The 26,188-nt window shown below is 72.0% G+C and carries 10 protein-coding genes, 1 pseudogene and 2 riboswitches; of the genes and pseudogenes, 3 read left to right on the top strand and 8 right to left on the bottom strand.

Annotated features, from left to right (window positions below; genetic code table 11):
- Positions 1-5: 5 nt before the first annotated feature.
- Together cobW and WS62_RS29380 are read right to left on the bottom strand one after the other, a co-directional pair.
- A complete protein-coding gene (gene cobW / locus WS62_RS29385; protein WP_066578483.1) occupies positions 6-1,079 on the bottom strand; it encodes a cobalamin biosynthesis protein CobW in 1,074 nt (357 codons plus the stop codon).
- Positions 1,080-1,136: 57 nt separating this feature from the next.
- Positions 1,137-2,198 carry a HoxN/HupN/NixA family nickel/cobalt transporter gene (locus tag WS62_RS29380; RefSeq protein WP_066578482.1) on the bottom strand — a complete coding sequence of 354 codons (1,062 nt, stop codon included), beginning with the start codon at positions 2,196-2,198 and terminating at the stop codon, positions 1,137-1,139.
- Between the two features lie 287 nt (positions 2,199-2,485).
- Positions 2,486-2,745, bottom strand: a riboswitch (cobalamin riboswitch).
- Positions 2,746-2,829: 84 nt separating this feature from the next.
- Positions 2,830-3,061, top strand: a riboswitch (cobalamin riboswitch).
- A gap of 157 nt (positions 3,062-3,218) precedes the next feature.
- Between WS62_RS29380 and WS62_RS29375 the strand changes: the two genes are divergently transcribed.
- From WS62_RS29375 to WS62_RS29365, 3 genes are all read left to right on the top strand, one after another.
- Positions 3,219-3,629, top strand: a complete 411-nt coding sequence (locus WS62_RS29375; protein WP_066578481.1) for a cobalamin biosynthesis protein — start codon at positions 3,219-3,221, stop codon at positions 3,627-3,629.
- Between the two features lie 152 nt (positions 3,630-3,781).
- Entirely contained in the window at positions 3,782-4,384 is a 603-nt protein-coding gene (gene cobO, locus WS62_RS29370) for a cob(I)yrinic acid a,c-diamide adenosyltransferase (RefSeq protein WP_066578480.1), read from the top strand.
- Between the two features lie 4 nt (positions 4,385-4,388).
- Positions 4,389-5,891: a cobyrinate a,c-diamide synthase gene (locus WS62_RS29365; protein ID WP_066578478.1), complete on the top strand. Its 1,503-nt coding sequence runs from the start codon at positions 4,389-4,391 to the stop codon at positions 5,889-5,891.
- A 325-nt stretch (positions 5,892-6,216) separates the two neighbouring features.
- Here the strand turns inward: WS62_RS29365 and WS62_RS29355 are convergent, their stop codons facing one another.
- From WS62_RS29355 to WS62_RS29335, 6 genes and pseudogenes are all read right to left on the bottom strand, one after another.
- The gene (locus WS62_RS29355; protein ID WP_066578473.1) at positions 6,217-7,056 is read right to left on the bottom strand and encodes a formyltransferase family protein; all 840 of its coding nucleotides are present in this window, start codon (positions 7,054-7,056) and stop codon (positions 6,217-6,219) included.
- A gap of 78 nt (positions 7,057-7,134) precedes the next feature.
- Positions 7,135-9,354, bottom strand: coding sequence for a TonB-dependent siderophore receptor (locus WS62_RS29350; RefSeq protein ID WP_066578587.1), 2,220 nt, complete (start codon positions 9,352-9,354; stop codon positions 7,135-7,137).
- A 45-nt stretch (positions 9,355-9,399) separates the two neighbouring features.
- Entirely contained in the window at positions 9,400-10,803 is a 1,404-nt protein-coding gene (locus tag WS62_RS29345; protein WP_066578471.1) for a lysine N(6)-hydroxylase/L-ornithine N(5)-oxygenase family protein, read from the bottom strand.
- A gap of 128 nt (positions 10,804-10,931) precedes the next feature.
- Positions 10,932-11,243 carry a phosphopantetheine-binding protein gene (locus WS62_RS39110; protein ID WP_442855113.1) on the bottom strand — a complete coding sequence of 104 codons (312 nt, stop codon included), beginning with the start codon at positions 11,241-11,243 and terminating at the stop codon, positions 10,932-10,934.
- 41 nt (positions 11,244-11,284) lie between these two features.
- Positions 11,285-16,292, bottom strand: a pseudogene (locus WS62_RS29340) (amino acid adenylation domain-containing protein); the annotation flags it as partial.
- Positions 16,293-16,301: 9 nt separating this feature from the next.
- A complete protein-coding gene (locus WS62_RS29335; protein ID WP_066578467.1) occupies positions 16,302-26,135 on the bottom strand; it encodes a non-ribosomal peptide synthetase in 9,834 nt (3,277 codons plus the stop codon).
- Between the last annotated feature and the right edge of the window lie 53 nt (positions 26,136-26,188).

Here is a 26,188-nt window from a genome sequence, read left to right as displayed (position 1 = left end):
CAACGTCACGCGGCCTGCGCGCGGGCCGCGAGCGCCGCGTCGAACGCGCGCTGCAGCACGGCCGCGTCGAGGGCCTCGCCGATCAGCACGAAGCGGCTCACGTCCGCCTCGCCGTCGCGCCAGCGGCGGTCGAAATAGCTGTCGAAGCGCCGCCCGACGCCTTGGACGACGAGCCGCATCGGCGCGTCCGGCAGCGCGGCGAAGCCCTTCACGCGATAGATCGCGTGCGCCTCGACGAGCGCCGCGAGCGCGTCGAGCGCGGCCTCGCGCGAGCCCACGCGCGCCTCGACGACGACCGAATCGAACTCGTCGTGCTGATGATCGGGATCATCGGCCGAGCCGTGGTGATCGTGGCGCAGGTGGATCGTCTCCTCGGATGCGGCGTTCAGGCCGAGCAGCGCCGCGAGATCGAGCTCGCCGCGCCGCGCGCGCACGATCTTCACCTGCTGCGGAATCTCTTCGCGGATCGCCGTCTCGACGCGCGCGAGCGCGCCGTCGTCGAGCAGATCGGTCTTGTTGACGATCACGAGGTCGGCGGACGCGAGCTGATCGGCGAACAGCTCGTGCAGCGGCGATTCGTGATCGAGGTTCGGGTCAGCGCGGCGCTGCGCGTCGACGGCGACCGGATTCTCGGCGAACTGGCCGAGCGCCGTGGCCGGCCCGTCGACGACGGTCAGCACCGCATCGACCGTGAAGCTGTTCTTGATCGACGGCCAGTTGAACGCCTGCACGAGCGGCTTCGGCAGCGCGAGGCCGGACGTCTCGATCAGCACGTGGTCGATGTCCGCGCGCCGCTCGACGAGCTTTTCCATCACCGGATAGAACGCTTCCTGCACGGTGCAGCACAGGCACCCGTTCGCCAGCTCGTAGAGCTGGCCGTCGGCTTCGCGGCCCGCGTCGTCGCAGCCGATCCCGCAGCCCTTGAGGATCTCGCCGTCGATGCCGAGCTCGCCGAACTCGTTGACGATCACGACGATCCGGCGGCCGCCCGCGTTCTGGAGGATGTGGCGCAAGAGCGTCGTCTTGCCGCTGCCGAGGAAGCCCGTGACGATCGTCACGGGGATTTTGCGCATGTGCATGGATATTCCGTTGGTCGGTGTCGGGTCAATGGAGAAGCGCTCGCGGATGCGCGCGGCTCACGCGGAGATCGTCACGTCGATGTCGTCGTAGCGCTTGATCCGGTAGATGAGCGCCGACACGGCCCAGCTCGCGACGAACAGGCCGATCACGAAGTAGCCGAGGATGCCGAAATGCTCGGCCGCCATCGCGGCGAAGTCCCACAGGCCGCCCTTGAGCGCGAGCTTGTCGCCGATCAGCGCGAGCGCCTCGATTCCGCCGATCACGACGGCGACGAGCACCGACACGAACGTGATCGTCATGTTGTAGTAGATCTTGCGGATCGGCCGCACGAACGCCCAGCGGTACGCGCCCATCATCATGATGCCGTCCGTCGTGTCGACGAGCGTCATCCCCGCGGTGAAGAGGATCGGCAGCGCCATCACGGACCAGAACGACAGGCCGCCGTGCGCCTGCGTGGCCGAGATGCCGAACAGCGCGATCTCGGTCGCGGTGTCGAAGCCCAGGCCGAACAGGAAGCCGATCGGATACAGGTGCCAGCTGCGCGACACGATCGCGAACAGCGGCCGGAAGATCCGCGCGAAGAAGCCGCGCTGGTTGAGCAGGATGTCGAGATCCTGCTCGACGAGCGGCTCGCCGCGCCGCACCGCGCGGAACGTCCGGTATACGGAGATCAGGATCAGCAGGTTCGCGAACGCGAGCATGAGCAGGAAGAACGCCGACACGCTCGTGCCGATCACGCCGCCCCACGCCTTCATCCCCTCGAAGCGCGCGGCGAGCGTCGCCGCCGTCAGCGCGACCGCGACCGTCATCAGGATCACGACCGTCGAATGGCCGAGCGAGAAGAAGAGCCCCGCGCCGAGCGGATTCTTGCGCTCGTGCATCAGCTTGCGGGTGACGTTGTCGATCGCGGCGATGTGGTCGGCGTCGACCGCGTGGCGCAGCCCGAACGTGTACGCGAGCAGCGCGGTGCCGAGCAGCACCGGCTGGCCATGGAACGCGGCGAACGCCCAGATCCATGCGCCGACGTTGAATGCGATCAGCAGCGCGTAGATGCCGACGATCTTGCCGCGCAGCTCGGCGGGGCTATCGTTGAAGAGACGGAGAAACGATTTGAGCATGGCGCTCCCTTTGCGAACGGTCGACAAACAAGAAGAATGCCAACACGCGCGACATCGCGCGCGATGCTCAGGCTGCCCGCCCGGCCCGTCGTTCGCCCATGCGTGCGGCGCGCCGGCGCGCGCTCGCGACATGCGCGCGACGCGGGCCGAAGCACGCGGCATCGGACGGGGACGAGCCACGCAGCGGCGGCACGCGACGCGATGAAGCCGTGGACGACACGCCACATCCCCGCGGCGCTGAACCCCGGGGCCGCTCGCTGTCGCGCGGTGCATGCGCGCAATCGGCGAACAGACCCTGTGTCTCGGCCGGTATCCGGGCTGACGAAAACGCCGCTTCACCTTCCCGGACGCGATGCGTCCAGTGGTTGGCCCGCACATGCCGGCAGGCATGCGGAGAAGCCGGCGCCGCATCGCTCGCGCGATGCATTCGCTTACCGTTGCGGGGGCAGCGCAGGTTGGCGGGCCGCGACGCGGCGACGCTCCCTGCTTCCCGTTTAACTGCGTGCGACAGAACCCGCACGCGAGCACCAAAACGCGAGCGAGTGTAGGCGCGCGGGCGAAGCGCGTCAAGGCGGACAAAAGGCGGCGCGGCGCGCCTTCCGCACGCAGCGCCCGCGCCGCCGGCGCTGTGCTATCGTATGCGCGCGTTCGGTGCCCGAGCGCGCGATCGCGCGCTCAGTCAAACGGGAAACAGGAAGCGGCCAGCCCGCGCAGCCTGTGCTGTCCTCGCAACGGTACGCCGCCTGCGACGCGCACGCCGCGTTCGCGCATTCCGCCATCGCGCCACTGTCCTCGCCACGGACGGGAAGGCGGCGGGATGGCAAGCGGTCAGCCCGGATACCGGCCGACGCAGGGGGTGAGCCGCGCTCGCCGAACGCCCGGTCCCGCGAGGGACGGAACCGGGCGCGCAACGCATGGCGCACCGGCTGGCAAGCCGGCCGTCGACTGCCGAGACCACATGATTCCATCCGACTCACGCCGCCGGAACCCGCGCGCCTGCCCCTCGCGCGCGGCCGCCCGATGATGCGCGTCGCGCTCGGCATCGGCTGCCGCGCGGGGCGGCCCGCCGATGCGATCGAGGCCGCGATCCGCGCCGCGCTCGCGCATCTGCCGCATGCGTCGCTCGCCGACGTCGGCGTCGTTGCGACGCTCGACGCGAAAGCGCACGAGCCGGGCCTCGTCGAATGCTGCGCGCGCCACGGCTGGCCGCTCGCCGCGTTCTCGCGCGACGAGATCGCCGCGCGGATCGCGCGCACGGCACGCGCGACGCCGTTTGCGGCCGGCACGCCGCCTTCGGCCGCCGCGCGCGGGCGATTCGGCATCGACGGCGTCTGCGAGCCGTGCGCGCTCCTCGCCGCGCCGAACGGCGCGCTCGTCGTGCGCAAGCTCGCGCTCGACGGCGTGACGGCGGCGCTTGCCGGCCCGCTGTGACGCGCGCCGCGCCCCGTCTTCCGATCCACGATCCACGATCCACGATCCACGATCCACGATCCACGATCCACGATCCACGATCCACACGAACCACACGAGCCACACGAGCCACACGAGCCACACGAGCCACACGAACCACAGGACTCCAGTCGATGAAAACCGATTCCGAATCGCATCAACGCATGGCCGAGCGCCGCCGCGCGGGCCACGAGAAGAAACAGGCGGCCGCGACCGTCGAGAAAGGCTTGCTGATCGTCAACACCGGCAACGGCAAGGGCAAGAGCACGGCCGCGTTCGGGATGGCCGTGCGGATGCTCGGCCACGGGATGCGGGTCGGCGTCGTGCAGTTCATCAAGGGCGCGCTGCACACGTCCGAGCGCGATTTCCTCGGCGCGAACGCGCAATGCGACTTCGTTACGATGGGCGACGGCTACACGTGGAACACGCAGAACCGCGACGCCGACGTCGCGACCGCCCGCAAGGGCTGGGACGCGGCGCGCCGGATGATCGAAAGCGGCGACTACCAGATGGTGATTCTCGACGAGCTGAACACGGTGCTCAAATACGAATATCTGCCGCTCGACGAGGTGCTCGCGACGATCGCCGCGCGCGCGCCGATGCTGCACGTCGTCGTGACGGGCCGGCACGCGCCCGACGCGCTCGTCGACGCGGCCGACCTCGTCACCGAGATGCGGATCGTCAAGCATCCGTACAAGGAGCAAGGAGTGAAGGCGCAGCGCGGCGTGGAGTTCTGACGCGATGCCCGCCTGCCCCGCGCTCTTCGTCGCCGCCGCCGCGTCCGGCCAGGGCAAGACATCGGTGACGGCGGCGCTCGCGCGCCATCACCGGCGGCTCGGCCGGCGCGTGCGCGTGTTCAAGACCGGTCCGGATTTCCTGGACCCGATGCTGCTCGCGCGCGCGAGCGGCGCGAGCGTCTATTCGCTCGATCTCGGGATGGTCGGCGAACGCGGCTGCCGCGCGCTCCTCGCGCGCGCCGCGGCCGAAGCGGACGTGATCCTGATCGAAGGCGTGATGGGGCTCTTCGACGGCACGCCGTCGAGCGCCGATCTCGCGCAGGCGTTTCGCGTGCCGGTCGCCGCGGTGATCTCCGCGCAGTCGATGGCGCAAACCTTCGCCGCGCTCGCGTTCGGGCTCGCGCATTTTCGGCCCGGCGTGCCGTTTCACGGCGTGCTCGCGAACCGCGTCGGCTCCGATCGTCACGCGCAGTTGCTGCGCGGCGCGCTGCCCGAATCGATCCGCTGGCTAGGCCATCTGCCGCGCGACGCGCAGATCGCGCTGCCGGAGCGGCATCTCGGGCTCCATCAGCCGGACGACGTCGCCGATCTCGATGCGCGCGTCGACCGCGCGGCCGACGCGATCGCACGCACGGCGCTCGCCGAACTGCCGCCCGTCGTCGAGTTCGCGTTCGTTGACGCCGACGGCCACGGGATGGTTGCGACACCGCGCTCCATGGGCGACCGCCATGACGCGCCGGCGGCGACGAGCGTGGCCGAAGACGACGACGTGACCGCAACGTCGACCGCCGTCGATGGCGACCACGAGACGATTGTCTCTGCGGCTCCCGCCGGCGACCGCGGTCGCGCATCGGTCGCATCGGCTGAATCGGTCGCATCGGTCGCATCGGCTGCTGCGCCAAGCGTCGCCGGCAAGCGGATCGCGATCGCGCGCGACGCGGCGTTCTCGTTCATCTATCCGGCGAATCTCGATCAACTGGAAGCGCTCGGCGCCGAGCTCGCGTTCTTCTCGCCGCTCGCCGATGCGCCGCTGCCCGACGGCTGCGACGCGCTGTACCTGCCGGGCGGCTATCCGGAACTGCATGCGGCGAGGCTCGCGGCGAACGCGACGACGGCGCGCGCGATCGCCGCGCACGTCGCGGCGGGCAAGCCGGTGGTCGCCGAATGCGGCGGGATGCTGTATCTGGGCGATTCGCTGACCGACGTCGACGGCGTGAAGACGCCGATGCTCGGCCTCGTGCCCGGCGACGCGACGATGCAGCGCCGCTTCGCCGCGCTCGGGATGCAGTCGCTCGCGACGCGCTTCGGCGCGATGACGGGCCACACGTTCCACTATTCGCGATTCGCGACGCCGCTTGCGCCCGTCGCGGCCGCGACGCGGCCGGACGACGGCGCAGCGGGCGAAGCGCTCTACCGGCACGGGCCGATCGTCGCGACGTACTTCCACGCGTACTGGCCGTCGAATCCGCGCGCGGCGGCCGCGCTTTTCACGGGCGACGCGCCGTAGCCGTCGCGCGACGCCTGCGGCGCGCGATCACCGCGACGACGGCGGAAAACCCGGCGATCCGCCGCACTCGCGCGCTCAGTGCGTCTTGCGATCATCGCGAGACATCGACGGATCGACAGATGAAATGGACACGGGCGCGATCATCGCCGGCCGTTCGCGTCCCGGCCGGCCGCCGAGGCGGCCGAAGCGACGGCGACCGCGCCCGTGATCGCGCCGACGACGCGCCGCTCGCACTCGCACTCGCACTCGCACTCGCACTCGCACTCGCACTCGCACTCGCCGCACTCGCGCGCGCCGCGCGCCGCCCATCGTCCGCCCCGCCTGCTCATTCCACGCGCGCGTCGAGCCCCGCCATGATCGCAAGCCCTTCGTGCAGCGCCGGAAAGAGGCTGCGGTTGAAGTTGTTCCAGCGCAACTCGAGGATCGTGTCGTGCTCGCCGATCTCCGTGTTCAGCACGTCATGGATCACCTCGCCGGAATCGACGCCGTTGTCGACGTAATGGAACGACGCGCCCGTCATCCGGATCGGCTCGACGGGCACGGTCGCCCTCGTCGTCCAGTCGACGACCTTCTGCCCGCGCGCGCCGTATAGCGCGTCGAGCGTCGCGCATGCGCCGCGCCGCTCGTACGGCGACTCCGCGCGCGTGATGCCCGGATGGATGTTGACGATCCGCCGGCAATACGGCGCGCCCGGCCGTACGAGCTCGTCGAGGATCACGAGCAGCCCGTCGAGCACGACGAGATCGGCTTCGAGTTCGTCGAGCGCTTCGCGCAGGCGGTGCTCGAACACGTGCTTGCCCGCCGTCCGCGCGGGCGAATCGAACGGCTCGCGCCGGTACTCGGACGGAATCGCGAGCAGCAGATCGTTGACGAGCCGGCCCTGCACGCGCAGCTCGGGCGGATAGAACCAGCGCTTGCCGGGCTGGTACGCGAAGCCGTATTCGGCGAGCTTCTCGCGGTCGAGCGGCGAGCCCGCGTCGTCGTCGTAGATCACGCGCTCGAGCGAGTACGCGTCGCCGAGCTCGGTGCCGTTCAGCGCGTCGACAAGCGATTCGAGCACCGACTTCATGTAGCGCGTGCCGCCCTGATAATCGACCTGCTGCCCCGCCTTGTCGGCGGCGGCGTTTCTCAGCGACCAGATGTAGACGAGTTTCTTCTTTGCCATCGCAGTGTTGTCCTCTCGTTCGGGCGGCGCGGCGCGCCGCCGCGCCGCCCTTTGGGGTGATCAGGCGATGAGCCGCGCTCACCAGTTGTATTTCGCCGATGCGATCACGGTGCGCTCATTGCCGTACATGCACACCGCGTCCGACTGGCAGCCGCTCACGTAGCGCCGGTTGAACAGGTTCGTCGCGTTGATCGCGAAGCGCCAGTTGCGCAGCTCGTAGTGCAGCGCCGCGTCGAACAGCGTGTAGCTCGGCACCGTCAGCGAGTTGTCGGCCGCGCCCGCCGCCGCGCTCATGTAGCGCACGCCCGTGCCGACCCCGAAGCCCGTCAGCGGCCCCGTGCGCCACGTCCAGTCGGCCCACAGCGACGCGATCTGGCGCGGACGCGGCACGTCGACGGGCCACCTGCTCAGCGTGTTGTCGTTCGCCTCCACGTTCTTCACGTCCTGGTAGACGTAAGCGGCGATCACCGACAGCTCGCGCGACAGATTGCCGACCGCGCTCAGCTCGATCCCGCGCGAGCGCACCTCGCCCACCTGCACGGACGTGGTGCTCGTCGGGTCGTTCGGGTTGCTCATCGCGACGTTGGTCTGGTTGATCTGATACACCGCCGCATTCAGCATCAGGTTCTTGCCGGGCGGCTGCCAGCGCAGGCCCGCCTCGATCTGGCGCCCCTTGGTCGGCGTCGCGAGCCCGCCGCCCGTCAGCTTCAGGCCGATCTGCGGATTGAACGACGTCGAATAGCTGATGTACGGCGCCAACCCGTAGTCGCCGAGATAGGTGAGGCCGACGCGTCCGCTGAACGCGTGATCGCTCTGCTTGAAGCTCGCCGCGTTCGCGATGTCGTCCTGCGTCGTGTTCGTCCAGTCGTGCCGGCCGCCCAGCGTCAGCACCCAACGCTGCCATTTGATCTGATCCTGCACGTACACGCCGAACGCGTTCAGCGTCGTCTTCGTGTCGGTGCGCGGATACGCGGTGGGCCCGCTGAAGATGTCAGTCGTGATCGGCGCGTAGACCGGGCGGTACATGTTCAGGCTGGGCGCCTTCGCGAGCCACTCGCTGTCCGTCGTCGTCTGGCGGTTGTAGTCGAAGCCGAACAGCAGCGTGTGCGCGAGCGGGCCCGTCGTGAATTTCGCCTGCGCCTGGTTGTCGACGTCGAAACGGCTGTAGTTGAACTGGAACAGGCCCGCGTAGCGGGTCATCGTCGCCATCGACGGATCGGCGTCGTCGAGGCCGCCGCCGTAGACGGACGCGTCGTCGAGCGACAGGTGCATCCAGCGCACGTTCTGCCGGAACGTCCACACCGGGTTCAGCTTGTGCTCGAACTGATAGCCGAGCGACCATTGCTTCTTCCGGTAGTGGTCGAAGTTCGCGTCCGCGGTGTACAGGTCGTTCGAGATCGTGCCGTTCGGATTCGGCAGCACCGTCCCCTGCGCGGGCAGGAAGTTGGTCGACGTGCCGCTCCAGTCCTGCAGGTACGTCGCGGACAGCGTGAGCGACGTGTCCGCGCTCGGCTGCCACTTGACCGACGGCGCGAACGACACGCGCTGATCGGCGAGCGGCCCCGACTGCGAGTTGCCGTCGCGGCCGACGCCGACGATCCGGTACGACAGCGTGCCGTCCTTGTCGATCTTGTCGCCGATATCGAACATCAGCTGCTTGCGCGCGTAGTTGCCGACCTGCACGCCGACCTCGCGAATCCGCTCGCCGTTCGCGAGCTTGCTCTGCACGTCGACGATCGCGCCCGGATCGCCCTGCCCGTACAGCACCGACGTCGGCCCGCGCAGCACGGTGATGCTGTCGATCATGTACGGATCGACGCGCCAGCTCGACAGGTTCAGCGTGTTCGGCACCTGCAGCCCGTCGACGAACACCGTCGGCGTGAAGCCGCGCAGCGCCGCGTACCAGTCCGACCGGTTGTCCGACCCGTAGCTCGAGAAGCCCGGAATGTAGCGGAATGCCTGATTGATGTCGGTCGCGCCCGTCGCCTCGATCTGCTGCGCGGTCACGACGTTGATCGTCTGCGGAATCTCGACGATCGGCGTATCCGTCTTCGTGCCGGTCGTGCTGCGCCGCGCGACGAGACCGACGGTCGCGTCGCGCTCCGCATCCGCCGATACCGAAATCGCGGGCAACGTGCCGCCCGACGCGGTGTCCTGCTTCACCTGACTGCCCGGCGACGTCCCGTCCCCCGCCGGCTGCACCGCCTGTGCCTGCGCATGACTCGCCGCCGCCGCGTAAAACGCCACGCCTGCCGCAGCCGCGATCGCACGCATGCGCGTGCTGGTTGCCCACTCCATCTTCCGTTGCTCCAAGTTGCCAAGCGGCCGAGAGGCCGCACCTCATCAAAGAGCGAAGGCCAGCCGGCCGCCGCTCACCCCGTTGTCGTGTCGTGACCGTGCGCGGCCTTCGGGCCGGACGGTTTCTTCGTGTTCCGCCGCATGCCCGCGCTTGCCGAGCGATGCGGCGATTTCGTCGGCGCGCCGCGCGAGCACCGACAGCAGCGTGTCGGACAGCCCGTGGCTGTCCTCGCAGCAACCTTGCAAATAGATTCGCGGCTTGAAGTGCGCGGGCGTCGCGAGCCGGTAGTCGCGCGCGACGTCGCCCGCCGCGAGCGCGTCGCCGAGATGCGGCGCGAGCCCGTCGAGCAGCGCGAGATGCGTGTCGCGGCGGTAGCCCGTCGCGAGCACGAGCGCGTCGAAGCGCTCGGTGCGCGCATCGCCCGTCAGGCGGTCGCGCAGCGCGAGCTCGACCTGTCCGTTCGCCGTGCGCGCGGCCGATTCGATCGCGGTGTTCGCGAGCAGCCGATGGCCCGGCGTGCCGCCTGTTGCGCCCGATACGCGCTGCAGATAGAGCATTTCGTAGATCTGCTCGATGAGCGGGCGGTCGACGACCGCGTAGTTCGTGTCGCGAAAGCGCTCGATCAGCGTGCGCCGGCCGCTCGCCGGCTGCGCGTAGACGACGTCGGTGAACGCCGGATTGAAGATCTCGTTGACGAACGGGCTGTCGTCCGCGGGCTTCAGCGCGCCCGAGCGGATCACGAGACTCGCGTCGACTTGCGGGAAGCGGCGCGCGAGATCGACGAACACCTCGGCCGCGCTCTGTCCCGCGCCGATTACCGCGACGCGTTTTTTCGCACCGGCGTCGGGCGCGCCGACGATCCGGTCGATCGACGTCAGATAGTTCGACGAGTGGACGACGAGGTCCGGGCCGAGCGAGGCGAACGCATCGGGCACGCTCGGCGCGCCGCCGACGCCGACCGACAGCGCGCGGGCGACGCGCTGACGCTCGCGGCCTTCGCCGTCTTTCGACAACACGCGCAGCGCGTCGATCTCGCCGCTTCCGCCCGGCGCCGCGACGGGCTCGATCGCCGTCACTGTCTCGCCGTAGTGGACGCGCTCGTCGAACGCGTCCGCGACCCAGCTCAGGTAATCATGGAACTCGACGCGCGTCGGATAGAAGTTCTTCAGGTTGACGAATTCGCTCAAGCGCCCGTGCTCGTACAGGTAATTGACGAACGTGAAGCGGCTTTTCGGATCGCGCAGCGTGACGAGATCCTTCAGGAAGGAGATCTGCATCCGGCAATCGTCGAGCAGCATTCCGCGGTGCCAGCCGAACGCCGGCTGGCGCTCGACGTAGCAATGCGCGAACGCGGCCGCGTCGCCCGCTTCCGCGAGGCGCACGGCGAGCGCGAGGTTCGACGGTCCGAAACCGACGCCGATCAGGTCGAATACGGTATCTCTCTGCATGTCTCTGATTCCCTTAACGGTGTGACCGGCGCGCTGAAAGCGCCGGCTGGAGAAAAACGTGACGCGGATCGCGCGCATCGTGGATGCGGCCGATCCGGTCCATCTGTGGCCGATGCGCAAGGCGGCGCTCAATCGGCATCGCGCGCCTCCGTCGCCGGCTGGCCGGCCGCGTGCGCCAGGCGCGCGACGAGCGCGCCGAGCGCCGCGAAGCTCGGCGCGGCGAACACGTCGGCGATCGCGAGCGCGAAGCCGGCCGCCCGCGCCGCATCGACGAAGCGCACGACGTCGAACGACGTCGCGCCTGCTTCGAACAGATCGTCGTCCGACGCGGGCGCGGCGCGATCGAAGCACGCACGCCACACGCCGGCGAGCGCGTGCGCGCAGCGGCCGGCCGCGTGCGCGTGCGCGCGAGCGTTCGGTGCGCGCGACGGCGGCGACATCGCGGCGAGCGCATCGTGCGCGTCATGCGCATCGTGCGCGTCGAGCGGAAAGCGCACGGCGGATGCGCCGAGCGCACGCGCCGGCGCGTCGACGAAGCCGCGCACGACGTCGAGATAGTCAGCCGCGAGCGCGGCGACGAACGCGCCGTCGACGCGTTCCGTCGCATACGAGAACGCGCCCGTCACGCGGCCGTCCCGATGCTCGACGATATCGAGCTCCAGCTCGAACACGACGCGATGCCGGACATCGTTGAATTCGTCGACGGCGAGCCCCGCCCAGTCGCGCGCGGCGGCGCCCGCCGGCCGCAGGTAGTTGAACATCACCTGGAACAGCGGATTGCCGTTGACCGCGCGCGGCGCGCGCAACGCGGCGACGACGTCGGAAAACGGCGCGTCCGCGTGCGCATAGGCGGCGAGCGCCGCGTCGCGCACCGCGGCGACGAGCGTCGCCGGCGTATCGGCGCTCGCGAGCCGCGTGCGCACGACCACCGCGTTGATGAAGAGCCCGAGCGAGCGCTCGGCGGCGTCGCCCGTCAGCTCGCGCGTCGACGCGAGCACGCCGACCGGCTGGTCGGTCGCGCCCGTCGCGCGGTAGAACGCCGCGTTGAGCGCCGCGTGCAGCAGCATCGGCAGCGTCGCGTGCGCGTCGAGCGCCATCGCGCGCGCTCGGCGCACGAGCGCATCGTCGAGCTCGAACGCGAGACGGCCCGCGTCCCAGCGCGGCGCGACGGCGCGGCCCGCGCGCGGCGGCGGCAGCGCGTGCGACGGCGCGCCCGCGAGCGCTTCGCGCCAGAACGACAGGCGCGCGTGCGGCGCGGCGGCCGGCAGCACGAGCGCGTCGGCCGCCGGTGCTTGCGGTGCTTGCGGTGCTTGCGGTGCTTGCGTTGCTTGCGTTGCTTCAGTTGCTTCAGTTGCTTCGGTTGCTTCAGTTGCTTCAGTTGCTTCAGTTGCTTCAGTTGCTTCAGTTGCTTCAGTTGCTTCAGTTGCTTCGGTTGCTTCAGTTGCTTCTGACGGCTCGGCCGCGTGGCCGCCCGCCAGCCGCGCGACGTAGGCCTCGCGGACCGCGTCGAGCCACAGATCGATCGACTGGCCGTCCGACACGATGTGATGAACGACGAGCGACAGCACGTGATCGGTCGCGCCGAGCCGGATCACGCGCACGCGCCACAGCGGCGCGTCGGCGGCGAGATCGAACGGCGCGAGCGCGTCGGCGTCGGCCAGCGCCGCGGCGGCGGCGAGCCGCGCGGGCGCGTCGGCCAGCTCCGGCTTCGCGCCGAGATCGACAATCGGCAATCCGGCGTCCCGCGCCGGCGCGATCCGCTGGCCCGGCGCGCCGTCCGCCCGCGCGACGATCCGCGTGCGCAGCGCCGGATGACGGGCCGCCGCATGCGCGAGCGCGGCGGCGAGCGCGTCGACGTCGAGCGCGCCCCGAAGCCGCAGCGCGACCGGAATGTTGTACGCGGCGCTGTCCGGCTGGGCGCGCCACAGGAACCACAGGCCGCGCTGCGCGGCGGACAGCGGCAGCACGCCGTCGGCGTCCGGCGCGTACGATGTCGCAGGCGCGTCGCCCGCGCCGTGCGCCGCTTCCGCACGCGCGGCGGCGGCGACGCGCTGCGCGTAAGGCGCGAGAATCGGCGCTTCGAACAGCGCGCGCACCGGCACGTCGCGCGCGAGCCGCTCGGCGACGCGAGTCGCGACGCGCACCGCGGCGAGCGAATGGCCGCCCAGCTCGAAGAAATGATCGGCGCGGCCGACTCGCTCGACGCCGAGCACGTCGCGCCAGATGTCCACGAGCGCCGTTTCGACGTCGTCCACGGGCGCTTCGTACGCACGCGCGACGTGCGCGGGCTCGGGGAGCGCCGCGCGGTCGACCTTGCTGTTCGCGTTGCGCGGCAGCGCGTCGAGCACGACGATGTGCGCGGGCACCATGTAGTCGGGCAGCGTGCGGCGCAGGTGCGCGTCGAGCTCGGCCGCGTCGGCGCGCCGTGCGCGCTCGCGCGCATCGCCCGTCAGCTCGACGTACGCGACGAGCCGCGCCTCGCCGCCCTTGCCGAACACGACCGCGACCGCCTCGCGCACGTCGTCGTGCGCGGCGAGCTGCGCCTCGATCTCGCCCAGCTCGATGCGCAGCCCGCGCAGCTTCACCTGATGGTCGATGCGGCCGATGAAGTCGAACACGCCGTCCGCGCGGCGGCGCACGAGGTCGCCCGTGCGATAGAGCCGCGCGCCCGGCGCGCCGTACGGATCGGGCACGAAGCGCTCGGCCGTGAGCGCCGCGCGGCCCAGATAGCCGCGCGCGACGCCGATTCCCTCGCCGCCCAGGTACAGCTCGCCGATCACGCCGACGGGCAGCGGGTTGAGGCGCGCGTCGAGCACGTGCGCGGTGCGCGCGCCGACGAGCGTGCCGATCGGCAGATACGCGGCATCCGCGAGCTTCGCCGGATCGTCGCCCGGCTCGAACATCCACAGCATCGGCGTGATCACGGTCTCGGTCGGCCCGTAGCCATTGACGACGCGCGCATTCGGAAACGCGCGGCGCATCAGCGCGAACGCTTCGCGCGACGTCGCCTCGCCGCCGACCGTGATCGAGCGCAGCGTCGGCGGCGCGCCGTGCTCGAGCGCCCATTCGGCGAGCTGCGTCGCGCAGCCGGGCGGCACGTAGGTCATCGTCACGCCTTCGCGCGCGATCAGCGCGCAGGTCCGCGCGGGCGGCCATAGCGTGTCGGCCGTCACCGCGACCGCCGCGCCCGACAGGTATTGCGAGAACCAGCCTTCGTGCGCGCCGTCGAAATTGACCGACTGGAACAGCATGAACACGTCGCGCTCGGTCGCGCCGTAGCGCGCGGCGATCGCGTCGCAATGGCGCGCGAACGCCCCGTGATCGACGACGACGCCCTTCGGCTTGCCGGTCGAGCCCGACGTGTAGATCACGTACGCGGCCTGATGCGGCGATACGTCCGGCAGCGCGACGCCGTCGATCGCGGCGTCGGGAATCTCAGCGTCGACAAGCCAGGCGTGCGCGACGCCCGTCAGCGGCAGCGCGTCGACGCTGCCTCGCTCGGTGATCACGTGCGCGATCTGTGCGTCGTCGAGCATCTGCGCGAGGCGCTCGCGCGGATGGCTCGGATCGAGCGGCACGAACGCGCCGCCCGACTTGAGCGCGGCGATCAGGCCGACGAGCAGGTCGACGGACCGCGACAGCGCGACGCCGACGCGCATTTCCGCGCGCACGCCCGCCGCGACGAGCCGTTTCGCGAGCCGCGTCGCGCGCTGCTCGACCTCGCCGCGCGTGAGCGCCCGCTCGACGTCGGCGACGCCGCGCGCATCGGGACGGCGGCGCGCGTGCCCGGCGATCCGGTCGTGAACCGAGACGAACGGTTCGCCGAATGGCTTGCCGAACGGCTTGCCGAACGGCTTGCCGGAAAGTTCGCCGGAAAGTTCGCCGGAAAGTTCGCCGGAAAGTCCGCCGGAAAGTCCGCCGGAAAGTTCATCGACAGGCGATCGCCCCGAGAACGCCTCACCGCGCCCGCGATCCGCGAAGTCGTGCGTCTCGCCGTTCCACGCGGCGAGCTCGCGGCGCTCCGAATCCGGCAGCCATTGCAGGTCGCCGATCGCCGTGCCGGGCGCATCGACTGCGTGCGCGAGCAGCTCGACATAGCGTGCGGCAAGCCGCTCGATCGCATCGGCGTCGAAGATGTCGGTCGCATAGACGAAGCGCGCGTCGAGCCCGCCGTCGTCGCGCTCGTCGAAGCTCAGCGTCAGGTCGAATTTCGCGTACGGCATGCCCGACGGCAGCTCGGTCGCGCGCACATCGGCGAACGACGGCAGCGCACGGCGCGCGCCATACGCGGCCATCACCTGAAAGAGCGGATGGTGGCTCGCGCTGCGCGTGACGCCGAGCGCGTCGATCACCTGGTCGAACGGCACGTCCTGATGCGACTGCGCGTCGACGAGGCCGCGCTGCGTCGCGTCGACGAGCGCCTCGAACGCGCGCGTCGCGCCCGTTTGCGCCGCGAGCGTCAGCGTGTTCACGAAAAAGCCGATCAGCCCGACGGTCTCGCCGCGCTCGCGATTCGCCGACGGCACGCCGATCCGGATCTCCGGCTCGCCCGACGCGCGCGCGAGCAGCGTCGCGAGCGCGGCGAGCAGCACCGCGAAAGGCGTCGCCCGGCGCGTCTGCGCGAGCGCGCGCGTGCGCCGCGCGAGCGCGGCCGGCACGTCGAACGTGCGGCGCGCGCCGCTCGGGCTGCGCTGCGCGGGCCGCGTCGCCGCGCCGGGCAGCAGCAGCACGTCGCGGCTCGCATCGAGCGTCGCGCGCCAGTACGCGAGCTGACGCTCGCACTCGCCCGCGTCGAGCCAGCGGCGCTGCCAGAGCGCGTAGTCGGCGTACTGGATCGGCAGCGGCGCGAGCGACACCGCGTCGCCCGTCGCGAACGACCGATAGAACGACGACAGCTCCGCGAGCATCACGTCGGCCGACCAGCCGTCCGACACGATGTGATGCGTCGTCAGCACGAGCCAGTGAACCGACGCGTCGAGCCGGATCAGATGCGCGCGCAGCAGCGGGCCGTGCGCGAGATCGAACGGCTCGGCCTCGTCGCGTGCGGCGACGTCCGCCGCGCGCGCGTCGCGCTCCGAGGCGGGCACGCCGGCGAAATCCGTGAAGCGCCACGGGCAGCGCGTCGGCGCGTGCACCGTCTGCAGCACGCCGTCGGCGCCTTCGGCGAACGTCGTGCGCAGCGCTTCGTGGCGCGCGATCAGCGCGTCGCACGCCAGCCGCAGCGCGTTTGCGTCGAGCGCGCCGTCGAGGCGCAGCCGCTCGGTGATGTGGTAGGCGGCCGATTCGCCGAGCAAGCGCGCATGCAGCCAGAGACGCGTCTGCGCGAACGACGCCGGCACGCTCGCCGCGCGGTTCTCGCGCGGGGGGATCGGCAGCATCCGGAAATCGATCCCCGCGTCGCCGAGCTTGGCGAGGAACAGCTTGCGCTGCGTGTCGGGCAGCCGCGCGAAACGCGCGGCGAGCGACAGCAGATCGGGGGTGGCGGTCATGCGGACTCCTTACTGGGCTTCGAGCTCGCCGAGCAGCGCGTCGATCGCGCTCGCGGCGTCGTGGTCGCGGCCGGCGTCGTGTGCGCGGTCGATCGCCGCCGCGCAGCGCGCGAGCGTGCGTTCGTCGAAGATCGTGCGCAGCGGCAGCGTCAGCGCCCACTGCAGGTTCGCCTGCGCGTTCGCTTGCGCGGCGAGCAGCGAATGGCCGCCGAGCATGAAGAAATCGTCGTCGCGGCCGATTTCCGGCAGCTTCAGCACGCGCTGCCAGATCGCCGCGAGCGCGCGCTCGGTGTCGGTGCGCGGCGTGTCGACGATCCGCTCGTCGAAGGCGGGCGCGGGCAGCGCGCGGCGATCGCACTTGCCGTTCGGCGTGACGGGCAGCGCGTCGAGCGCGACGAGCTGCGCGGGCACCATGTATGCGGGCAGTTGCGCGCGCAGCCGTTCGATCTGCGCGGCGCCGTCGAACTCGGCGGCCGCCGCGCAGGCGACATAGCCGACGAGCCGCTCGTCACGCACGATCACGACGGCGTCATGGACGCCTTCGGCCGCGCGCAGCAGCGCCTCGATCTCGCCCAGCTCGATCCGCTGGCCGCGCAGCTTCACCTGCGTGTCGATCCGCCCGAGATAGTCGAGCGCCCCGTCCGCGCGCCGTCGCGCGAGGTCGCCCGTCCGGTAGAGCCGCGCGCCCGCCGCGAACGGGTCGGGCACGAAACGCTCGGCCGTCAGCGCCGCGCGGCCGATGTAGCCGCGCGCGAGCCCCGCGCCGCCCAGGTACAGCTCGCCCGTCGCGCCGGCCGGCACCGGATGCAGCGCCGCGTCGAGCACGTGCAGTTGCACGTTCGCGATCGGATGGCCGATCGGCACGGCGGCGCCGGCCGCGTCGCCGGCCGTGCAGGTCCAGTGCGACACGTCGATCGCCGCTTCGGTCGGCCCGTACAGGTTGTGGAGCGTCGCGCGCGGCAGCAGCGCGGCGACGCGCGCGACGAGCTCGGGCGCGAGCGCCTCGCCGCTCGCGACGATCGTTTTCACGCTCGCGCAGCGCGCGGCGGCGCCGAAATCGTCCAGATGCGCGACGAACGCGGCGAGCATCGACGGCACGAAATGCAGCGTCGTCACGCGATGCGCGTCGATCGCCGCGACGAGCCGCGCCGGATCGCGATGGTCGCCGGGCGCCGCGATCGCGAGCTTCGCGCCGACGGAAAGCGGCCACACGAACTCCCACACGGACACGTCGAAGCCGAACGGCGTCTTGTGCAGCACGACGTCGTCGGGCGTCAGGCGATACGCGTGCTGCATCCACGCGATCCGGTTCGCGAGCGCGCCGTGCGTGTTGCCCGCGCCCTTCGGCTTGCCGGTCGAGCCCGACGTGTAGATCAGGTACGCGAGCTGGTCGGGTGCCACGGCAGCGGCAGCGGCGGCGGCCGTCCCGGCGGGGAGCGCCGCCGGCGCGCGCTCGAGCAGTTCGTGGACCGTGACGACGACCGCGTCGGCGCCCGCGAGCGCCGCGTCGACGTGCGCACGCAGATGCGCTTGCGTGATCACGACGGGCGGCTTCGCGTCGCCGAGCAGATACGCGATCCGCTCGGCCGGATAGTCCGGATCGACGGGCAGATACGCGGCGCCCGCCTTCATCGCGCCGACGAGCGCGACGACCATGTCGAACGAGCGCTCGACGCACAGCGCGACGACCGAGTCGGGCCGCACGCCGGACGCGGCGAGCGCCGCCGCGACGCGGCCGGCCTTGTCGTCGAGCTCGGCGTAGCGCATCCGCTCGATCGCGCCGTTGCCGCTTGGGTCGGCGAATTCGAGCGCGATCGCGTCGGGCCGCGCGCGCGCGGCCGCCTCGAATTGCGCGACAAGCGGCGCGCGCTGCGCGTCGGGCCAGCTCGTGCCGGTCGCGTTGCAGCGTGCGATCAGCGCGAGATCGTCTGTACCGGCGCACGAGATCGCGCCGAGCGGCGCATCCGGATTCGCGCTCAGGCCGCCGATGCACGCGGCGAACGCGCGGTGCAGCGCTTCGACGCGCGCCTGTCCGATCCGCGCGGGATCGTAGCCGTAGTCGATCGACAGCGTCTCGCCCGCTTCGATCACGAGCGTCACCGCGAAGTCGGTCGCCTCGATGTTGCGCAGATCGCGCTTTTGCAGCGCGCGCGGATCGCGCCCCTGCCACGCTTCGTCGACCGGATAGTTTTCGAACACGACGAGCGTGTCGAAGAGCGCGCCGCCCGCGCCCGCCCATTGCTGGATCTCGTAGAGCGGCGTGTGCGCGTGCTCGAGCGCCGCCGCGTTGTCGCGTTGCAGGCTCGCGAGCCAGTCGCGCGCGGCGAGGCGGGGCTCGGGTGCGGTAATCACCGGCAGCGTGTTGATGAAGAGGCCGAGCACCGTGTCGACGTCGGGCAGCGCGTCCGGGCGACCGGCGACCGTCGCGCCGAACGCGACCGCCGCGTGGTGCGTCATGCGCTGCAGCGCGAGCGCCCATGCGCCCTGCACGATCGTGTTGACGGTCACCTTGAGACCGCGCGCGGCGTCGGCAATGCGCGCGGTGTCGGCGGCGGACAGCGCGGCGCGCCAGTTCGCGCGGCCGGTCGTCTCGTGAGCGGGCGCGCCATTGCCGGATGCGTCGTTCGCGCCGCGCTCGCGTTCGCGTTCGGCGATGTGCGTCGGCTCGTCGAGCCGCGCGAGCCGATCGAGCCAGAACGCGCGGTCGGCGTCGGCGTCGCGCCGCGCGAGCCACGCGATGAAATCGCGATAGCGCGTGCGCGCCGGTGCGGCGAACGGATTCGCGCGCGGCGGCTCGATGTAGTCGCGCAGCACGTCCGCGAAGAGGCGCGCGGTGCTCCAGCCGTCGAGCAGCAAGTGATGGCGGGTCCAGACGAGACGCCACGCGGTCTCGCCCGTCCGGATCAGCGTCACGCGCATCAGCGGCGGCGTCGCGAGATCGAAGCCGCGCGCGCGGTCGTCGGCGAGCCAAGCGTCGAGCGCCGCTTCGAGGTGCGCATCGTCCGGATGCACGCCGCGCCAGTCGACGGTCTCGACCGGCATCCGCGCATGACGATGGACGACCTGCATCGGCGCCGCTTCGTGCGCGGCGAAGCCGGTGCGCAGGATGTCGTGGCGCGGGACGGCCGCATCGAACGCGGCGCGCAGCCGCTCGACGTCCGGATCGACGAGCGTCGCGACGAGCTGGTTCACGTACGTCGCCCGCTCCGGCGCGAACAGCGAATGGAACAGGATGCCCTGCTGCATCGGCGACAGCGGATAGATGTCGTCGATCGCGCGCGCATCGAACGGCAGCCGATCGAGCGCCGCCTGCGTGAGCCCGGCTGCGCGCGCGAGCGGATAGTCGCCCGGCGTGGCGCCCGCGCCGCGCTCGGCGATGCGCGCCGCGCATGCCGCCGCGAGCGCGCGCAGCGCGGCGTCGAATTGCGCGGCGAGCGCGTCGATCGTCGCGCGGTCGAACTGCGTCGCGCCGTACACCCAGTGCACTTTCAGCGCGCGGCCGTCGTTCGCGTCGACGTACGCGTGGATCGCGAGCGCGTTGCCGATCGGCCCCGCCGGGTCGCGCTCGCGGCCCGCGCCGCCGAAACGCGGCACGAGCGCGGCGTCGCGCGGCGCGTCGAACTGGCCGAGGTAGTTGAACGTCACGCGCGGACGCGCGACCGCGGCGAGCGCGGCGCGCGTCGCGTCGTCGCCGTAATGACGCAGCACGCCGAAGCCGAGCCCCTTGTTCGGCACCGCGCGCAGCGCGTCCTTCACGCCGGCGAGCGTCGCGGCGGGCGTCGCCTCGACCGCGAACGCGACCGGATAGTGGCTCGTCAGCCAGCCGAGCGTGCGGCTCGCGTCGATGTCGTCGAACAGCGCCTCGCGGCCGTGCCCTTCGAGCTCGAGCCGGCACGACGCCGCGCCCGCATGACGGCCGAGCGCGGCGACGAGCGCCGCGATCAGCAGTTCGACCGCGTGGGTCCGGTACGCGGCGTTCGCCTCGGTCAGCACGTCGCGCGTGAGCGCCGCATCGAGCGTCTGGATCACGACGTCGGCGTCGGCGTTGGTCGCCGCGGCGTCCGGATGGTCGAGCCGCAGGTCGTCGTGCGGCGCGGCGAGCGTCGCCCAGTACGGCAGCTCGGCGGCGAACGGCCCGGCCGGATCGCGGGCCGCGCGTGCGAGCCGGGCCGCCCATTCGGGCGCGCTCGCGCCCGTCGGCCCGAGCCGCACCGCGCGGCGCTCGCATGCGGCGCGGTATGCGGAATCGAGATCGTCGAGCAGCACGCGCCACGACACGCCGTCGACGATCACGTGATGGATCGCCAGATACAGCTTCGTCGCGCCCGCCGCTGTCCCATTCGGCAGCGCCGCCGCGAACGCGCACGCGAGCGGGCCGCGCGTCACGTCGAGCGTGCTTTGCAGCGCGTCGAACTGTGCGAGCGCGTCCGCCGCGTCGCGCGCGGCGGCGGCCGCGAGCGGCAGCGCGTCGAATGCGCGCGGCGCGTCGGCGAGCCGCCACGCGCCGTTCGCGCCCGTCGGCGCGAAGCGCTGGCGGAACACCGGATGATGCGTCAGCCACGCGTCGAACGCGCGCGCGAACGCGTCGAAGTCGAACACGCCGGCGACGTCGAGCTCGATCGACTGGTTCCAGTGGCCGCGGCGCGGGATGTCGAGGTCGAAGAACCGAAGCTGCGCGGGCGTGAGCCACGTTTCGTCCGATCGCGCGGCGGACGACGGCTGCGCGGCGGCGGCGCTCGCGTTGGCCGCCGCGCCGTCCTTCGGCGCGACGGCTTCGATCGCAACCGCGACGCGCGCGAGTTCGGCGATCGTCGGGCCATCGAACAATTGCCTCGGCGTGAACTTGACGCCGCGCTTGCGCGAGCGCGCGATCACCTGCAGCACGAGGATCGAATCGCCGCCGAGCTCGAAGAAGTTGTCGTGGCGGCCGACGCGCGGCGCTTTCAGCACGTCGCGCCAAACGGTCGCGAGCGTCTCTTCGATCGGGCCTTGCGGCGCGTCCTCGTCGGCGGCCGGCGCGTTCGCGGGCGTCGCCGCGAGCGCGCGCAACGCCGCGCGGTCGATCTTGCCGTTCGCGGTCACGGGCAGGGCGTCGAGCACGACGAGCGCGGCGGGCACCATGTAGTCGGGCAGGCGCGCGGCGAGCGCGTCGCGCAGCGCATCGCCCGAAAGAGACGCGCCGGGATCGGGCGTCGCGAACGCGACGAGGCGCAGCCGGGCGTCCTGCTCGACCGCGAGCGTCTCGGCTTGCGCGACGCCGGACAGCGCGCGCAGCGCGGCGCTCACCTCGCCCGGCTCGACACGATAGCCACGGATCTTCACCTGGTCGTCGAGACGCCCGAGGAAGTCGAACCGGCCGTCCGCGCGCAGCCGCACGCGATCGCCCGTCCGGTAGACGCGCGCGCCCGCTTCGTGCGGATGCGGGACGAAACGCTCGGCGGTCGCGCCCGCGCGGCCCAGATAGCCGCGCGCGACGCCGGGGCCGCCGAGATACAGCTCGCCGATCGCGCCGACGGGCACGCTCGCGCCATGTGCGTCGAGCACGCACGCGTGCGCGTTCGGCAGCGGCCGGCCGAGCGGCACGCCGCGCGCGGCCGCGCCGGCCGCCGCCGCGCGCAGGTCCGCCTGAGCGGGCGCGGACGTGTCGCAGACGAGCGCGCCGACGCTCGCTTCGGTCGGCCCGTAGTGATTGATCACGCGGCAGCCGGGCTTGAGCGCGGCGATCCGCTCGACGAGCGCCCACGGCAGCGCCTCGCCGCCCGTCACCAGCGCGTGCGCGGGCAGCACGTCGGCCGCGCGCTGCGCGTCGAGCAGCGCGTGCAGGTGGCTCGGCACGATCTTCAGCACGCCGACGTCGCGCGCCGCCATCTCGTGCGCGAAGCCGTCCGGATCGAAGGCCGCGTGCGCGGGCAGCAGATGCAGCGTGCGGCCCGAGCACAGCGCGCCGAACAGCGTCGTATGCCCGAGGTCGGCCGCGACCGTCGACACCATCGCCATCGATGCGCCCGGCGCGAACGCGAGCTCGTCGAGCATCCCGGCGACGTAGTCGGCGAGCGCCCGATGCGAGACGACGACGCCCTTCGGCACCCCCGTCGAGCCGGACGTGAAGATCAGATACGCGGCCTGCCCGGGCAGCGGCGGCACGCGCGGCGCAGCGGCGTTCGCGAGCGACGCGTCGTGCGCGCACGCGTCGACGTCCTGCACGGCGACGCCGTCGAAGTCGCCGAGCGCGCCGAGATCGCCCACCGCGAGCATCCGGCGCGCGCCGCACGCGGCGAGCGCGGTCGCGATCCGCTCGCGCGGCGACGCCGGATCGAGCGGCACCGCGACCGCGCCGGACTTCAGCACGCCGACGAACGCGAGCGCGAAGCGCACCGAGCGCTCGACGCAGATCGCGACGGGCGTCTCCGCGCGCACGCCGTCACGGCGCAGCGCGAGCGCGACGCGGTTCGACGCGTCGTCGAGCTCGGCGAACGTGAGCTGCGTGTCCGTGTCCGCGAGCGCGATCCGGTGCGGATGCTCGGCCGCTTCGCGCGCGAACAGCGCGAGGACGTCGGACTCGGTCGCGAGCGGCCGGCCGGCGAGCAGCGCACGCGGCGCGGCGCCCTCCGCGACCGCCAGCTCGGCGATCGCGCGGTGCGGATGGCGCACCGCGTCTTCGACGAGCGCCGCGAAGCTGTCGAGCCACGCTTGCGCGGTCGCTTCGTCGAGCCCGTCGAGCACATATGCGGCGACGAATTCGATGCCGCGCGGGTCGTCGGTGAAATCGAGCGCGAAATCGAAGCGCGCGGCCGGATCGAGCCCCGGCGCCATCCGCACCGACGCGCCCGGCAGCGACGCGGACAATTCGAGATCGAACTGCTGGGCGAACTTGACCCGCAGCCACTCGTCGCCGCGGCGCACGGGCGGCTTCACCGCGTCGACCACCTTGTCGAACGGCACGTCCTGATGCGCGAACGCGCCGAACGCGGCGTCGCGCACCGATGCGACCAGCGATTCGAACGACTGCGCGGGCGACACGCGCGCGCGCAGCGCGAGCGTGTTGAGGAACAGGCCGACGAGCGGCGCGGTCTCCGGACGCGCGCGCTGCGCGATCGGCGCGGCGACGGCGAGGTCGCGCTCGCCCGTCAGCCGGAACAGCCACGCGTCGAACGCGGCGAGCAGCACGGTAAACGGCGACGCGTGCAGCCGGCGCGCGGCATCGCGCACCGCCCCGGACACGGCGGACGAAAGACGCCGCGCGAGCCGGCCGCCGCGATAGTCGCGTTCGGTCGCGCGCGGCCGGTCGAGCGGCAGCGCGAGCGGCGCGGGCGCGTCGGCGAGCGCGGCGCGCCAGTAGGCGAGCTGGCGCGCGGTTTCGCTCGCATCGAGCGCGTCGCGCTGCCATTGCGCGTAATCGGCGTACTGGATCGGCAGCGCCGGCAGCGCGGGCTCGCGGCCTTCGGCGAACGCCGCGTACGCGGTCGTCAGCTCGTCGAACGCGCAGCGCGAGCTCCAGCCGTCGCTGACCGCGTGGTGCGTCGTCAACAGGAAGCGCTGCGCGCCGTCGGCGAGCGTCACGAGCAGCGCGCGCACGAGCGGGCCGTCGGACAGATCGAACGGCGCGCTCGCGTGGCGCTCGGTCAATTCGGCCAGGCGCGCGGCGCGCGACGAATCGAACTCGCCGCGCAGATCGACGGCCGCGATCCGCACCGGCAGCGTCGCGTGGATCCGCTGCACGACGATCCCGTCGTCGTTCTCGACGAGCGTCGTGCGCCATGCCTCGTGACGCGCGATCAGCGCATCGAGCGCGCGCTGCAGCGTGTCGAGGTCGAGCCCGCCGTCGACGTCCCAGTGGAACGACACGTGATAGGCAGCGCCCGCGTCCTGCGTGCGCGCGAGCACCCAGAAGCGCTGCTGCGCGAACGACGCGGGACGCTCGATGGCGCCGCCGGCGGCGTCCGCATCGGCGCGCGCCGCCGCGGCGGCCACGACCGGCCGATCCGCTCCCGGCTGCGCGCCGTCGATCCGCGCGGCGAGCTCGGCAAGCGGCGCGTCGTCGAAAATCGCATCGAGCCGCAGATCGACGCGCCATTCGAGCCGGATCGCGGCCTGCAACTGCATGGCCGCGAGCGAATCGCCGCCGCGCACGAAGAAGCGGTCGACGCGGCCGATCGGCGCCCGATCGTTCAGCAGGCGCTGCCACAGCGCGGCGACGCGGCGCTCCGTGTCGGTGCGCGGCGCGTCGAAATCGGCGGCGGCCTCGACGGGCAGCGCCGCGACCGCGTCGCGCAGCGCGGCGCGGTCGAGCTTGCCGTTCAGCGTGTAAGGCAGCTTGTCGAGGCGCACGAACCGGTGCGGCAACCATGCGGCCGGCAGATGCGCGGCGACGTGGGCGCGCAGCGCATCGTCGTCCGGCTGTCGTTCGAACGCGGGATGATCGGCGAGCGTCCCGGTTCGCGGCTCGGCGAGCGCGACGCACGCGATCAGTTGCGTGCGCCCGCCCGCCGGCTCGGCGAGCACGCCCGCGTCGCGCACGCCGGGATGCGTGAGCAGGCACGCGGCGATCTCGCCCGGCTCGACGCGCACGCCGCGCACCTGGACCTGATCGTCGATCCGGCCCAGATAGTCGAACGAGCCGTCTGCGCGCGCGCGCGCGAGGTCCCCCGTCCGGTAGATCCGCGCGCCGGGCTCGCCCGTCGGGTCCGGCGCGAAGCGCTCGGCGGTCAGCGCCGGGCGGCCGTGATAGCCGCGCGCGAGACACGCGCCGCCGAGCAGCAATTCGCCCGCGTCGCCGTGCGCGACCGATCCGTGCGCCTGCTCCACGCGCGCGACGCGCCGGCCGATCGGCCAGCCGATCGGCAGCGACGCGTAGCCGTTGCCGCCGTCGAGCGCGGGCGTCGTGCCCGGATCGACCGGCCAGAGCATCGGCGAGATCACGGTCTCGGTCGGCCCGTAGCCATTGACGAGACGGATCGAGGGAAATACGCGGCGGATCTCGTCGAACGCGTCCTGCGACATCGCCTCGCCGCCGAACAGCAGCACGCGCAGCGACGGCGGCACGCCTTCGCGCGCGCACACCGCCGCGAACTCGCGCAGGTACGCGGGCGGCAGCGTCGTGTTCGTCACGCGCTCGCGCGCGATCAGCGCGTGCGCGGCGTCAGGCGGGAACGGCGGCGGATCGCTGACGACGACGCTGCCGCCGACCGCGAGCGGCACGAGCCACGCCTCGATCGCGACGTCGAAGTTCACCGACGCGAAATGCAGCACGCGATCGTCGGGCCCGATCGGCAGCGATTCGGCGAGCGCGTCGCCGTGCGCGGCGAGCGGGCCGTGCTCGACGACGACCGCCTTCGGCGTGCCCGTCGAGCCGGACGTATAGATCATGTAGGCGGCCGCGCGCGGATGCACCGCATCGCCCGCGTCGTCGCCGTGCACGCGCGGCGCGGCCGGGTCCGGCTGCGCGACGTTCGCGAGCTCGAAGCACTGCGCGAAGCGCGCGCGCATCGCGGCGTCGGCCGACGCGTCGACGATCCCGTGCGCGAGCCCCGCGTCCTGCGCGACCCAGTCGAGCCGCGCGGCCGGATGGCGCGGATCGAGCGCGACGAACACGCCGCCCGCCTTCATCACCGCGAGGAGCGCGACGAACAGGTCGCACGAGCGTGCGACGCACACGCCGACCCGCACTTCCGTCGTCACGCCCGCCGCGCGCAGTTGCGCGGCGAGGCGCGCCGCGCGGTCGTCGAGTTCGCCGCGCGACAGGCGCACGGTGTCGGGCGTGAACGACGCAAGCGCGGGCGCGTCGGGATCGCGTCGCGCGAGCGCGTGGATTCGTTGATGCAGCGCAGTCGGAAAGCTCGTCATAGGGCGTGAAGTCCGTTGGAACCGGCCGCTTCGGCCGTTTCGTTCATGTCGCC

The sequence above is a fragment of the Burkholderia sp. ABCPW 14 genome, from assembly GCF_001523835.1.
GTDB lineage: Bacteria > Pseudomonadota > Gammaproteobacteria > Burkholderiales > Burkholderiaceae > Burkholderia > Burkholderia mayonis.
Note: the sequence above shows the minus strand (reverse complement) of the source record. Positions and strands in the feature narration are given on the sequence as shown.

Excerpts from the sequence above, each read along its gene's own strand:
- WS62_RS29345 (WP_066578471.1), bottom strand. The coding sequence starts at position 10,803 with ATGCAGAGAGATACCGTATTCGACCTGATCGGCGTCGGTTTCGGACCG.
- WS62_RS29335 (WP_066578467.1), bottom strand. The coding sequence starts at position 26,135 with ATGACGAGCTTTCCGACTGCGCTGCATCAACGAATCCACGCGCTCGCG.
- WS62_RS29365 (WP_066578478.1), top strand. The coding sequence starts at position 4,389 with ATGCCCGCCTGCCCCGCGCTCTTCGTCGCCGCCGCCGCGTCCGGCCAG.
- WS62_RS29375 (WP_066578481.1), top strand. The coding sequence starts at position 3,219 with ATGATGCGCGTCGCGCTCGGCATCGGCTGCCGCGCGGGGCGGCCCGCC.
- cobW (WP_066578483.1), bottom strand. The coding sequence starts at position 1,079 with ATGCACATGCGCAAAATCCCCGTGACGATCGTCACGGGCTTCCTCGGC.
- WS62_RS29355 (WP_066578473.1), bottom strand. The coding sequence starts at position 7,056 with ATGGCAAAGAAGAAACTCGTCTACATCTGGTCGCTGAGAAACGCCGCC.
- WS62_RS39110 (WP_442855113.1), bottom strand. The coding sequence starts at position 11,243 with ATGTCGCCGCCGTCGCGCGCACCGAACGCTCGCGCGCACGCGCACGCG.
- cobO (WP_066578480.1), top strand. The coding sequence starts at position 3,782 with ATGAAAACCGATTCCGAATCGCATCAACGCATGGCCGAGCGCCGCCGC.
- WS62_RS29380 (WP_066578482.1), bottom strand. The coding sequence starts at position 2,198 with ATGCTCAAATCGTTTCTCCGTCTCTTCAACGATAGCCCCGCCGAGCTG.
- WS62_RS29350 (WP_066578587.1), bottom strand. The coding sequence starts at position 9,354 with ATGGAGTGGGCAACCAGCACGCGCATGCGTGCGATCGCGGCTGCGGCA.